The sequence below is a fragment of the Arthrobacter sp. B055-34 genome (genome assembly GCF_059090425.1).
The window spans coordinates 228,426-240,972 of record NZ_JBNHFQ010000001.1 but is presented as its reverse complement, the minus strand read 5'-3'; the positions used below and the strand labels follow the sequence as shown (position 1 = coordinate 240,972).

Here is a 12,547-nt window from a genome sequence, read left to right as displayed (position 1 = left end):
TCTGCCATCGCCGCCGCTGGTCGGGAATGGGGCGTGGTCGGGCGCGTGCTTTAACCAGCTGTGCCCGGTCCGTCAACGGAACCGGGCACCTTGGGCAGGAGCTGCTGGGGAGGAGCGGCGCCGCTCCTAGTCGATGATGGCGGCCAGCACGGCGCCGGCAGAGACCGTGGCGCCCGGCTTCGCCGTCAGTTTTGCGATGGTGCCGGCCTTGTGGGCTGTCAGCGGTTGCTCCATCTTCATGGCCTCAAGCACGACGACGAGATCGCCTTCCGCGACCGTGTCACCTTCGCTGACGGCCACCTTCACGATGGTGCCTTGCATGGGTGAGGACAGGTCATCCCCGCTGGCCGCCGCGCCGGCCGAGCCGCTGGAACGCCCGCGGCCGCGCTTGGGCTTGCCGTTGGACTTGGTGGCGCCGCCGCCGGAGGTATTCAGGCCCGCGGGCAGCACAACTTCCAGCCGTTTGCCGCCCACCTCAACGGTTACGCGCTGGCGTTCGCCGTCGTCGTCGGTGGTTGTTGGCGCCGCATCGAAGGCGGGAATCTCGTTCACGAACTCGGTCTCGATCCAGCGGGTGTGGACCTTGAAAGGCTCCAACGGATTAGCCGGAGCGAAGTCCGGATCCGCCGTCACGGCGCGGTGGAAGGGCAGGACCGTCGGCATGCCGGCGATCTCCATCTCCGCCAGGGCGCGGCGGGCGCGCTGCAGGGCTTGGTTGCGGCTGGCGCCGGTGACAACGAGCTTCGCGAGGAGGGAGTCGAAGTTGCCGCCGACCACCTCGCCGGCTTCGACGCCGGAGTCCACGCGGACGCCAGGGCCGGTGGGCAGCTTTATTGATTCCACTGTGCCCGGGGCGGGCATGAAGTTGCGGCCGGCATCCTCGCCGTTGATGCGGAACTCGAAGGAGTGCCCGCGGATTTCGGGATCGCCGTAGCCCAGTTCCTCCCCGTTGGCCAGCCGGAATTGCTCGCGGACCAGGTCCACGCCGGCGACCTCCTCGGAAATGGGGTGCTCCACCTGCAGGCGCGTGTTGACCTCCAGGAAGGAGATGGTGCCGTCCTGGCCGACCAGGAATTCGCAGGTTCCGGCGCCCTGGTATTTGGCCTCGAGCATGATGGCCTTGGACGCTTCGTAAAGCCGGTAGTTCTGGTCCGCGCTCAGGAACGGAGCGGGGGCTTCCTCGACGAGCTTCTGATTGCGGCGCTGCAGCGAGCAGTCGCGGGTGGAAATAACGACGACGTTGCCGTGCGCATCCGCGAGGCACTGGGTTTCCACATGCCGGGGTGCATCCAGGAAGCGTTCGACGAAGCACTCGCCGCGGCCGAAGGCGGCGGTGGCCTCGCGGACCGCGGAGTCGAAGGCCTCGGGGATCTCGTCCCGGTCGCGGACCACTTTGATGCCGCGGCCGCCGCCGCCGTAGGCAGCCTTGATGGCCAGCGGGAGACCGTAGGCGTCCGCGAAGGCGAGGACCTCGTTCACACCCTGCACGGGATCTGCAGTGCCGGGAACCAGGGGAGCGCCGACCTTTTCGGCGATGTGCCGGGCCTGGACTTTGTCGCCGAGTTTGGCGATGGCATCGGGGGAGGGACCAATCCAGATCAGCCCGGCATCGATGACCCGCTGGGCGAAGTCCGCGTTTTCGGCGAGGAAGCCGTAGCCGGGGTGGACGGCGTCGGCACCGGAGGCTGCGGCCACTTCAAGCAGTTTGTCCATGGCCAGATAGGACTCCGCGGCGGTGCTGCCGCCCAGGGAGTATGCCTCGTCGGCCAGACGGACATGCAGCGCATCCCGGTCAGGCTCTGCGTAAACGGCGACGGAGGCGAGGCCTTCATCCCGTGCGGCTCGGATTACGCGGACGGCAATTTCACCACGGTTGGCGATCAGTACCTTGGTGATGCGCTGGGTCATTCAAAGCTCCTTCTATCCTTGAGGAGCCTAGCGCGGTTTTGCGGGTATCACCCAATAACCATGTCAAATGTGCGTGTGCGGGCGCGGTTCTTTGTAGGTGTTCTACAAAACGGCGATGCTAGGAGCAGGGTCTGGTGCTTCTTCCCCTCCCGACGCCGCGATTCCACTGTGACGATAATCCTTTAAAGCCTATTTGCTGTTTTAGGTACCGCCGGCCGTTCCCCTCCTGTATACCTGTCGGTAACCCGTAGGGAGAATCTAGCGCGCCAAAGCGGTGCCCTTGGGAGCAAAGGAAGTCAGTTGGGGGACGTGTATTTGGGGCAGTCTCTGCCAGTGAGCCTGGGTGGCCGTTACAAGCTTCAGGAACTGATCGGGCGGGGCGGATCCGCGGCGGTCTATAAGGCCATGGATGACGTGCTGGGCCGATGCGTTGCGGTCAAGGTTTTCCGCCCCGATGTGAGCGACGATGGGGAGCTGCGGCGGCAGGAGGCAGAGGTACAGCTGCTGTCCACCTTCAACCACCCGGGCCTGGTGACTGTTTACGATGCGGGGAGGGAAGATTCATCCTCGGACGGGACCCGCTCCTTTGTGGTGATGGAGCTTGCGCAAGGCAAGGACCTGCGAAACCGGCTTCGGCTGGGGAGGCTGGAGTCCAGGGATGTAGCAAAGATCGGCCACCAACTGGCGGCAGCACTTGACTATGTCCACGCTCGGGGAGTGATCCACCGCGACCTCAAACCGGCGAACATCATGCTGGGGTTCGATGAAGACACCGGCGAAGCCCGGGCCAAGCTCATGGATTTCGGTATTGCCCGTGTCATTGAAGGAACACGGCTGACGGCCACCGGGCAGACTGTCGGAACCGCTACCTACTTGAGCCCGGAGCAAGCCCAGGGCGGGGCACTGGGAACATCCAGCGACATCTATTCCCTCGGACTGGTCCTGTTGGAGTGCCTGACCGGTTACGTCGAGTTCCCCGGCAGTCCGGTGGAATCAGCCGTGGCCCGCCTGCAGCGCGGACCGGTTATCCCAGCGGAGATCGGCCCCGGATGGGTTCGCCTGCTCTCGAGGATGACCGCGATGGATCCAGCAGCACGGCCGGATGCCGCCGAAGTAGCTGACGCGCTGGCGAACCTGGATAACACAGCGTGGGAGCCGGAGCCCGGCCTGGAGGCGCCGGAGAAGCCGGGGAGCAGTACGGCAGCCATGCCGGTTGCCCCGGCAGCAAGACCTCTGCGGTCACGGCCCACCCGCAAGTTTCCCGCCTGGGCTATCGCGGTAGTCCTCGTGCTAGCTGGCATTGCGGTCTTTGCGCTTTCGCTGACCTCCAGTCCGCAAGAGGCCGAGACGTCTGTCCCGACACCATCGCCGACCCTGACCGGAGAGCTCGAAGAGCACATGCGCAACCTCGAACGGAACCTTGTCCCATGAAGAAGCCGCAACGTATTCGCCGTATGCCAGCTGCTGCGGCAGTTGCTGTCATACTGCTCACCAGCGCCTGCACTGCGCCGCCACAGCTGGCTGCCGGAGCCGCCGAAAGAATGCAGATCCACGCAGCCGAGGTCCGGACGGCCGCGGCAGCTGGGGATTACGAGAAAGCGATTGAGGGCCTGGGCGAGCTGACGGAGGAATTGAGGCAGGCAGCCGGGACCGGCGATGTCTCTTTTGCCCGCTACCAGAGTATCGAAGCTGCCATCGAGCAACTCAGCGCGGACCTCGCAGCGGAACTGGCTGCTGCATCGCCTCCTTTGGAACCGCCGAAACCAGAAACAGAAGCGGCTGCGCCGGAGGCGCCGAACACTGTTGCGACTACGGAATCAACCCAGGGGCAACAGGGTCCTCTTCCGCCAGCTCCGGTGCCCGTACCACCTCCCACTGTCGATGCTCCGGAGCCTTCTGAAAATTCGCCGGTGCCGGCTGAGCCGGACAGCGGTCAGGGAGACGGCGACAGCCAGCCGGACGAAGCGCTTCCAGACGGGGACCACAGCGACAACCAAAAGGACAACGGGGCCGGCCGGGACGATGCGGCTGACCGCGGCGGATCCGAAGGTGATGGGAACAACGGCGGGTCTGGGACAGGTCCCGGTTCCGGCCAGGGCGAGGACGATCCCGGCCGGGACAATCCCGGCCGGGACGATGCGGGCCGGGACGATGCCGGCCGGGACGATAGCTGATTCCCGCGGGGACGCCGCAGGGCCTGAGTCGTGCCGTTGGCAGCCGGCCCTTATTGCCCCCAGAGGTCCGTGATCTGCACGTTGGCGCTTGCCAGCAGGTGGCGGAGGGTGGAAACCGAAAGACCGACGACGGCGTGCGGGTCGCCGTCGACGCGCTCGATGAAAGCCCCGCCCAGCGAGTCGATGGTGAAGGAACCGGCGACCTGAAGCGGCTCGCCGGTGGCGATGTAGGCATCGATCTCTGCATCGCTGAGCTGGGCGAAGTATACGCCGGCCGAGGCAACCGCACCAATGGTGGCGCCTGATCCAACGGTGCTGCCTGCATCGTCGTCGTTGTCTGTGCCGGAGCCGCCCTCGTCGACATCGGCGGGCACATCCCTGCAGTCCACCAGCCAGTGCCCGGTGTGCAGCACACCGTGGCGGCCGCTCATCCGGTGCCAGCGCTCGCGGGCAATCTCGGGTTCGTACGGCTTGCCGTGTGGTTCGCCGTCGAGCTCGAAGACGGAGTCGCAGCCCAGGACCAGCGCGCCCTCCGCCTCGGGCAGGCCGGCGACAGCTTCAGCCTTGGCCCGGGCGAGCAGCAAGGCGGTGTCATGCGGGTCTGTCAGCCCGTAGTGCGCTGTGACAGCATCCTCGTCCACGTCGGACACGAGAATGCTGTGGGAGATGCCGGCGTCGGTGAGGAGTTTGGTGCGGGCGGGGGAGGCGGAGGCGAGAATCAGGCGCAAATCAGTCACGTCCCTAAGCGTAATGCCCGCTTCAGCAAGGCCGGCATCAGCCAGCGAAGAACGCCGCAGCTTCGGCCGCCGCCCGGCAAGTAGCACACAAACCGACATATCCAATGTTGATTTATCAACGTGCCGCTCTTCACCGTATGATCTCCGCGGGGATTCTTCCGGCTACCTCTGGCACAGCAGAGTGGCGAAGGCAGCGGAATGGAACGGTGCACCGTTGGGGCTGGACCGTTCCGGGACCTGTGGATCGTTGGGGGATACACCGTTCCTGAACAGCAAAACGCTCGGCCGGAGGCACTTCCCGGCCGAGCGTTTTCTTGTACTGCTGTCCCTAGAGCAACAGGTCAGCGATTCGAGTCGACTAGATCTTCCTCACGACGTCCGGCGGGAACCCCGGCAGACTCAGCGCCGGTTTCAATCCGGTCTACCCCGTCCGCGTCCACGGCGGCGTCGTCGGTAAACGGATCGCCGGTGCGCTTCGCGTTGTAGAGGTCCATGTCCAGAATGCCCTGACGCTTGGAGACGATTGTCGGGACCACGGTCTGGCCGGCCACGTTGACCGCGGTGCGGCCCATGTCCAGGATCGGGTCGATGGCCAGCAGCAGGCCGATGCCTTCCAGTGGCAGCCCCAGCGTGGACAGCGTCAGGGTCAGCATAACGGTGGCGCCGGTGGTCCCGGCGGTCGCGGCCGAGCCGAGCACGGCCACCAAAGCGATCAGCAGGTAGTGCGTGAAGTCCAGCTGCACGCCGAAGAACTGGGCAACGAAGATCGCGGCGATCGCCGGGTAGATCGAGGCGCAGCCGTCCATCTTGGTCGTCGAGCCCAGCGGCACGGCGAAGGACGCGTAGGCCCGCGGCACGCCGAGGTTCCGCTCGGTCACGCGCTGGGTCAGCGGCATAGTGCCCATCGAGGAACGCGACACGAAGGCCAGCTGGATGGCGGGCCACGCGCCGGAGAACCACTGCTTGACGGACAACCCATGGGCGCGGATCAGCACCGGGTAGACCACAAAGACCACCAGGGCCAGGCCCACGTAGATGGACAGCGTGAACATGGCCAGCGAGCCCATGGTGTCCCAGCCGTACGTGGCAACGGCCTTGCCGATCAGGCCGACGGTGCCGATCGGGGCCACGCGGATGATCCACCACAGCACCTTCTGGATCACGGCCAGCGCGGAGGCATTGAGCTTCAGGAAAGGCTCGGCGGGCGCGCCCACCTTCAGGGCAGCGATGCCGACGGCGATGGAGATGACCAGGATCTGCAGCACGTTGAAGCTGACGCTCGTGGTCATCTCGCCGGATTCGGCCACCTTGGTGCTGGCTTCCAGCCCCAGGAAGTTGCCCGGGAACAGGCCGGTCAGGAACGCCCACCAGTCACCGGTGCGCCCGGTGTACTCGCCGGGCACTTCGCCGGCAGCGCTGGCACCGGGTTGCATGACGGTGCCCAGGACCATGCCGATCACCACGGCGATGAACGCGGTGATGGCGAACCAGAGCAGCGTGTTCCAAGCCAGCTTGGCGGCATTGGAGACCGCACGAAGATTGGCGATGGAGCTGACCACGGCGGTGAAAATCAGCGGCACCACGGCGGCCTTCAGCAGCGAGATGTAGCTGGAGCCGATGGTTGTCAGCGTCTCGGTCAGCCAGTTCGGTTCGCCGGCGGCCGACTCGCCCATGTTCTTGGCAACGAGACCAAGGATGAGGCCGGCAATCAGCGCGGCGATGATCTGCGGGCCGAAGGCTGTGGCCCACGAGGGCAGTCTCCGGGCCTGTTTTTCGGGGCTGGTAGCAGTAGTCACTCGAAGACCATAGATGGCGCGTATACCAAGTAAAAGGCAGCGTTGCGAAATATTACAACGACGTACGACGGCGGGCCGTCACCCTCGGTGTGACGGCCCGCCGGTGCGTGGATTCTGTGAAGTTATTCCCGGCGCCCGTGTGAGGAAAATCGCCGGCGGGCACAGCGAGATCGTTCCTTAGCGTCGAGATCGTCCCTCGCACAGGTCGCCCGTACCCGGCAGGACGATCTCGCTGAAACCGATGCGGCCCTAGGCCTCGGACGGGGCCGTGCCGTCGCCCAGCAGTGCGCGGCGCAAGGTATCCAGTCCCACCGAGCCCAGGTTCAGGGCCTCGCTGTGGAACCGTTTGATGTCGAAGGACGCGCCCTCGCTGCGGCGGCGCTCGTCGCGGATCTGCTCCCACAACCGCTGGCCCAGCTTGTAGGAGGGCGCTTGTCCGGGCCAGCCCAGGTAGCGGGTGAACTCGAACTTGAGTTGGCCCTCGCTGATGGCGATGTTCTTCCTCAGGAACTCGTAGCCCTTCTCCGGCGTCCACGTCCCCGAACCCCAGCGCGCGGGCACCTCTAGTTCCAGGTGGACGCCGATGTCGAAGACCACGCGGGCGGCGCGCATGCGCTGGGCGTCCAGCATGCCCATCTTGTCGCCCGGATCGGACAGGTAGCCCAGGTCTTCCATCAGCCGCTCGGCGTAGAGCGCCCAGCCTTCGCCGTGGCCGGACACCCAGCAGATGTTCCGGCGCCAGTTGTTCAGATGCTCGCGGCGGTAGGTCGCCGTCGCAATTTGGAGGTGGTGGCCGGGCACGCCCTCGTGGTAGACGGTGGTCGTTTCCTTCCACGTGGTGAACGAATCCTCGCCCTCGGGCACGGACCACCACATGCGGCCCGGGCGGGAGAAGTCGTCGGACGGCCCGGTGTAGTAGATGCCGCCTTCCTGTGTGGGCGCGATGCGGCATTCGAGCCGGCGCATCGGTTCGTAGATGTCGAAGTGCGTCCCGGACAGTTCCGCCACCGCACGGTCCGAGAGCTGCTGCATCCAGGCCTGCAGCGCGTCCGTGCCGCGCAGTTGCCGGGACTCGTCCGCATCCAGCGCGGCCATCGCCTCTTCGATGGAAGCGCCGGGCTTGATCTGCTGGGCCACGGCTTCCTGCTCGGCGATGATGCGGTCCAGTTCCTCGACGCCCCACTGGTAGGTCTCTTCCAGGTCGATCGTGGCGCCGAGGAAGCGGCGGGACATCAGTGAGTAGTGTTCCCGGCCAACGGCGTCCTTTTCGGGCGCTTCCGGCAGCAGCTCGTTTTCGAGGAACGCAGCCAGCGAGGCGTAGGCGCGGGAAGCGGCTTCGGCGCCGGCAGCCAAGCGCTTGCGCAGGTCCTCGGGCAGCCCGCCGTCGTCATCACTGGCCGCGATGGACCCGTCGCCGCTCTGCTGGGCGTCGCCGTCGTCAACCCGGGCGGAAGCGGCCAGTGAATGGAAAAAGCCGTCCTCCGCCGCGTACGCCCTGGCCTGCTCGATCACGGTACGGATCTGGCGCTTGGCCGCCACCAGCCCGAGTTCCTTCGCTGCGCGGAGCGAGCTGGCGTAGCCGCTGATGGCGTCCGGCACGTTGTCCATCCGGCCGGCGATGTTGTTCCAGTCCTGGGCCGTGGCCGTGGGCATCAGGTCGAAGATGGCGCGGATGTCCTGCGAGGGCGAGGCGATGTTGTTCAGGTCCGCCAGGTCCAGGCCGGACTCGTGGATCTCCAGCTCCAGGCCCAGCCGCTCGCGCATCGCATCCAGGGTCACCCGGTCCACATCGTCCGTGGGCTCCAGATCCTCCAGCCGGCGCAGCGCCTCGCGGGTGCATTCGGCCAGCGCCTCGGCACCGGCGGGGGAGTAATCCGGGTATTCGGTCTCGTGGCCGGGTATGCCCAGCGACGTTGCGAGCGAGGGATTCATCTCCAGCAGCGACTCGGTGAAAGAGTCCGCCACGGCGTCGATCGCCGAGGGGTTCCGCACGGCCGTGTTATCCAGGGTGGTTTCAGATGTCTGGTTAGTCACAAGCCGAGCCTACCTGCCATCGGTTGCCCTCGGACACTGCCTGTGGGTTTCGCAGGCTTACCGTGTCCGGATTGTGCCCGGCGCGGGTCTGTTGTTTGCCGGCGGGTGAACGTAGGTTGAAAGTACAGGGCCGGCCGGCGGAGCGGCGCGGCCGGAACAGTAAACGTGACGGACGCGGCGGCGCGGCCGGCATGTCAAGAGGACGGTGCAGGGATGTGCGCAGAAGAACGACGGCGGTGCTCGCCGCGCTCGGGCTGGTGCCGGTTTTGACGCTGGCCGGGTGCAGTGCGCCGGAGCCGGAACTGCTGGCGGCGGACGGGGTGGAGCAGCAGTCTGTCGCCTTGCAGGAGTACCCGGAAGCCGTGGCATCGCTGCAGGACGCCACGCTCAAACTCGGCGCGGCCATGCTTGCCGGCAGGCCGGAGTCGAACCAGGTCACCAGCCCGGCGAGCCTGCTCTACGCGCTCGCCATGCTGCGCACCGGCGCCGGCACCACGACGGCGGCGGAAATGGATGCGGTGCTCGGCCTGCCTGCCGAGGACCGGGACGAGGCGATGAACGCACTGCTCAAGGCATGGCAGGAGCACGACGGCGATCCCGGCTCGGTCGACGAGGACGAGCCTCCAGCCACACCGCTGCTGCACCTGGCCAACGGGGTGTTCGTTGATGCGGGCACGCCTACCGGCGAGGAGTACCTGGCCCGGCTGGCGGAGCACTACGGTTCGGGCGTCTATCCGGTGGACTATGCGGATCCCGCCACCAAGGACAAGCTGGACGCCTGGGTGGACCACAACACCGGCGGCCGGATCACGGAAGCGCCCGGCGGGTACGACGAGGCCAACACGCTGACCCTGCTGAACGCGGTGTACTTCGCGGCGGCTTGGGCGGATCCGTTCTCGCCGTCGTCAACCAACACCGAGGACTTCACCTTGCTGGACGGGGAGGTGGTCCAGGCGGAGCTGATGGGGAAACTGCTGCGCGCCGACTACGCCCGCAGCGAGGGCTGGCAGGGGATAGACCTGCCCTACAACCAAGGCTTCCTGATGCGTCTGGTCCTGCCGGACGAAGGTTCGCCGGTGCTGGATGAAGCAGGACTGGCAGCAGTGAACCGGGCGATGGCTGCGGCGGATCCGGCGATGGTGTCGCTGGGGCTGCCGAAGTGGGAGCACGAGTACACCCAGAACCTGATCCCGGTGCTGCGCGGCCTGGGCCTGGCGGAGACTTTCGGCGAGGCGCCGGACCTCCACGCCATCCAGCCGGAGGCCCGGGTCAGCGGCGCGACGCAGCAGGCCAACATCACGGTGGGAGAGAAGGGCACGGTGGCGGCTGCCGTGACGCAGCTGGATGTTATGGCTGGCTCGCTCCCGCCGCAGCCGGACGTGAGGCTGGACTTCAACCGCCCGTTCCTTTACCAGATCATCCACGCGGACACGGGGCTGCCGCTCTTCCTGGGCACCGTCATGGATCCGCGCTGACCGGCGGGGCGGAGGGAAAGTGGGCGATCCGCCGTAGTTAATCGTGGGCGTGACGGCAGCTCAACGGTAGCCGGTGGTATCCGCTGGTTTGTCCGGATCCTGGACCTCGCGCATGTACCGCCAGGCGTCGGGCTGGCTGCCGTCGACGTCCGTGAAGCCGTAGACCTTGGCCAGCTCGCCGCTGGAGAGCGACTTCCCGTTCCAGCGGGAGACCTCGGGATCCTGGGCAAGCGCCGCGACGGCCCGGCCCACGTAGGCCGGGGTCTCGGAAATGGCGAAGTGCGGAATGCGCTCGGTGGCATCGCGCCAGTTCGCCTCGGTCACGCCGAATTCGTCCAGCATCGCTTCGGACCGCAGCCAGCCCGGGGTCAGCGAGAGCGCCGTGGCGCCGTACGGCTTTAGGTCGTGCGCCAGCAGGAACGCCATCCGGTTCACCGCGGATTTGGCCAGATCGTAGAAGAACGAGGCGCGGTAGTTCTCCGCGTTGTACTCGTCCGTACCGTCGGTGACTTCGATAGCCAGTCCGCCCGGCTGCCGGATCAGCAGCGGCAGGGCGAAGTGGCTGGTGATGGCGTGGGTGTCCACGCCAAGCCGGAGCATGTGCAGGCCAATATCCAGCGAGGACTCCCAGACGGATTTGTCCCACTCCATGACGGTGGCGCCCCAGATGTCGTTGACGAGGATGTGCAGGGCGCCCTGCTCGGCGTCGATGCGGGCCACCAGATCGCGCACCTCGTCAGGGACGAGATGGTCTACTCTGACCGCGATCCCGTGGCCGCCGGCCTCCTCGACCAGTTGCGCGGTCTCCTCGATGGTTTCCGGACGGTTCATCTCGGACGGCTGGTCCCGGGTGGTCCGCCCGGTGACGTAAACGGTGGCGCCGGCCGCACCGAGCTGAACGGCGATGCCCCGGCCCGCGCCCCTGGTCCCTCCGGCGACGAGCGCAACCTTTCCTGCCAGCGATGCTTGCATGCGGCCGACGTTAGTCCTGCGGAGGTTACTCCGGCAAATGCGGGAAGTCGGCGCCGAGCAGCGTCCTGCTGATCGCGGCCAGCTGGCGGACTTGCTCTTCGTCGAGGCGGTCGAAGACGGCGGCCCGGACCGCGGCGACATGGCCTGGCGCGGCGGCAGCTATTTTGGCCACACCGGCTTCGGTGATGCGGGCCAGCACCACCCGGCGGTCATTGGCGTCCATGGCCCGGGTGACATAGCCGTCCTTTTCCAGCCGGGCGACAATCCGGGAAAGCCGGGACTGCGAGGTATTGGTCAGCTCCGCCAGTTTGCTCATCCGGCATTCGCGGGTGGCGGATTCCGAAAGCATCGCCAGCACCATGTAGCCAGCGACGGTCAGGTCCTCGTCGCGCTGCAGCTGGGACTCCAGCGTGGCCGGAAGCCGGAACATCAGCGAGGCAACGGCCAGCCATGCTCGGCGTTCCTCGGGATTCAACCACTTCGGCTCTGTCATGGAACAACTCTACCGGGAATTCACTTGACGCTTCAAATGATTCCACCTACATTAGTTTCTGTTGCAAGTAATCAACGCGAGGAGCAACATGACCACGTATGCAGTAACGGGAGCAACAGGCGAACTGGGCGCACTCGTCATCGATGCCCTGCTGGAACGCGAGATCGAAGCGGCAGCAATTGTCGCCGTCGTACGCAATACGGCGAAAGCCGCGGGCCTGCAGGAACGCGGGGTGACGGTCCGCGAGGGCGACTACGACAAGCCCGAAACCCTGGCTTCTGCACTGGCAGGCGTGGACACCCTCATGTTTATCTCCGGCAGCGAGGTCGGCCAGCGCATCCGGCAGCATGGCAAGGTCCTGGAGGCTGCCAAGGCCGCCGGGGTGAAGCGGATTGCTTACACCAGCGTGCTGCGCGCGGATACCAGCGACCTGGCCCTGGCCCCGGAGCACAAGGCCACCGAGGCCCTGATCCGCGAATCCGGCATCCCGTTTACGCTGCTGCGCAACGGCTGGTACATCGAGAACTACACCGGGCAGCTGGGCCAGTACCTGCAGGCCGGCGCGGTCATCGGCGCCGCCGGCGATGCCCGGATTGCCGCCGCCACCCGGGCCGACTTCGCCGAGGCAGCCGCTGTTGTACTGACCGGCGAGGGCCACGAGAACGCCGTTTACGAACTCGGCGGCACGCCCTTCACCATGGTCGAATTCGCCTCCGCCGTCTCCGAGGTGACCGGCCGGAACATCGGCTACCGCAACGTCACCCTGGACGAGTACCAGCAGGGCCTGCTCGCCGCCGGCCTGGATGAGGGCATGGCAGGCTTCCTCACCGCGCTTGAGGCCAACACGGCCGAAGGCGACCTCGACACCGAAAGCGAGGATCTGGCGAAGCTGATCGGCCGTCCCAGCACGCCGCTGGCTGAAGCGGTGCGGGCGGTACACACCGCCTGATCCACAGGA

Annotated in this window: 10 protein-coding genes; 4 read left to right on the top strand and 6 right to left on the bottom strand. The window is 66.4% G+C overall.

The window, feature by feature from the left end; all coding sequences use genetic code 11:
• Nucleotides 1-126: 126 nt before the first annotated feature.
• Nucleotides 127-1,908: an acetyl/propionyl/methylcrotonyl-CoA carboxylase subunit alpha gene (locus AC5RWO_RS01015; protein WP_498728694.1), complete on the bottom strand. Its 1,782-nt coding sequence runs from the start codon at nucleotides 1,906-1,908 to the stop codon at nucleotides 127-129.
• Between the two features lie 309 nt (nucleotides 1,909-2,217).
• Here AC5RWO_RS01015 and AC5RWO_RS01010 point away from each other — a divergent pair, with 309 nt between their 5' ends.
• Nucleotides 2,218-3,339, top strand: a complete 1,122-nt coding sequence (locus tag AC5RWO_RS01010; protein ID WP_498729306.1) for a serine/threonine-protein kinase — start codon at nucleotides 2,218-2,220, stop codon at nucleotides 3,337-3,339.
• Complete coding sequence (locus AC5RWO_RS01005) at nucleotides 3,336-4,082, top strand: hypothetical protein (RefSeq protein ID WP_498728693.1); 747 nt, start codon at nucleotides 3,336-3,338, stop codon at nucleotides 4,080-4,082. The genes AC5RWO_RS01010 and AC5RWO_RS01005 overlap by 4 nt, the downstream gene beginning before the upstream one ends.
• Before the next feature lie 50 nt (nucleotides 4,083-4,132).
• On the opposite strand, the gene AC5RWO_RS01000 is transcribed toward AC5RWO_RS01005, so the two are convergent.
• From AC5RWO_RS01000 to AC5RWO_RS00990, 3 genes are all read right to left on the bottom strand, one after another.
• On the bottom strand, nucleotides 4,133-4,819 hold the full coding sequence (locus tag AC5RWO_RS01000) for a Maf family protein (protein ID WP_498728691.1): 687 nt from the start codon (nucleotides 4,817-4,819) through the stop codon (nucleotides 4,133-4,135).
• 341 nt (nucleotides 4,820-5,160) lie between these two features.
• Complete coding sequence (locus AC5RWO_RS00995) at nucleotides 5,161-6,615, bottom strand: dicarboxylate/amino acid:cation symporter (protein ID WP_498728689.1); 1,455 nt, start codon at nucleotides 6,613-6,615, stop codon at nucleotides 5,161-5,163.
• A gap of 249 nt (nucleotides 6,616-6,864) precedes the next feature.
• Entirely contained in the window at nucleotides 6,865-8,649 is a 1,785-nt protein-coding gene (locus tag AC5RWO_RS00990; RefSeq protein ID WP_498728687.1) for a DUF885 domain-containing protein, read from the bottom strand.
• A gap of 215 nt (nucleotides 8,650-8,864) precedes the next feature.
• Here AC5RWO_RS00990 and AC5RWO_RS00985 point away from each other — a divergent pair, with 215 nt between their 5' ends.
• On the top strand, nucleotides 8,865-10,124 hold the full coding sequence (locus tag AC5RWO_RS00985; protein WP_498728685.1) for a serpin family protein: 1,260 nt from the start codon (nucleotides 8,865-8,867) through the stop codon (nucleotides 10,122-10,124).
• Between the two features lie 60 nt (nucleotides 10,125-10,184).
• Here the strand turns inward: AC5RWO_RS00985 and AC5RWO_RS00980 are convergent, their stop codons facing one another.
• The gene (locus AC5RWO_RS00980; protein WP_498728683.1) at nucleotides 10,185-11,096 is read right to left on the bottom strand and encodes an SDR family oxidoreductase; all 912 of its coding nucleotides are present in this window, start codon (nucleotides 11,094-11,096) and stop codon (nucleotides 10,185-10,187) included.
• A 25-nt stretch (nucleotides 11,097-11,121) separates the two neighbouring features.
• On the bottom strand, nucleotides 11,122-11,589 hold the full coding sequence (locus AC5RWO_RS00975) for a MarR family winged helix-turn-helix transcriptional regulator (protein WP_498728681.1): 468 nt from the start codon (nucleotides 11,587-11,589) through the stop codon (nucleotides 11,122-11,124).
• Nucleotides 11,590-11,677: 88 nt separating this feature from the next.
• Between AC5RWO_RS00975 and AC5RWO_RS00970 the strand changes: the two genes are divergently transcribed.
• Nucleotides 11,678-12,538, top strand: coding sequence for an SDR family oxidoreductase (locus AC5RWO_RS00970; protein WP_498728680.1), 861 nt, complete (start codon nucleotides 11,678-11,680; stop codon nucleotides 12,536-12,538).
• The last annotated feature ends 9 nt before the right edge of the window (nucleotides 12,539-12,547 follow it).

Excerpts from the sequence above, each read along its gene's own strand:
- AC5RWO_RS01015 (WP_498728694.1), bottom strand. The coding sequence starts at position 1,908 with ATGACCCAGCGCATCACCAAGGTACTGATCGCCAACCGTGGTGAAATT.
- AC5RWO_RS01005 (WP_498728693.1), top strand. The coding sequence starts at position 3,336 with ATGAAGAAGCCGCAACGTATTCGCCGTATGCCAGCTGCTGCGGCAGTT.
- AC5RWO_RS00980 (WP_498728683.1), bottom strand. The coding sequence starts at position 11,096 with ATGCAAGCATCGCTGGCAGGAAAGGTTGCGCTCGTCGCCGGAGGGACC.
- AC5RWO_RS00970 (WP_498728680.1), top strand. The coding sequence starts at position 11,678 with ATGACCACGTATGCAGTAACGGGAGCAACAGGCGAACTGGGCGCACTC.
- AC5RWO_RS00975 (WP_498728681.1), bottom strand. The coding sequence starts at position 11,589 with ATGACAGAGCCGAAGTGGTTGAATCCCGAGGAACGCCGAGCATGGCTG.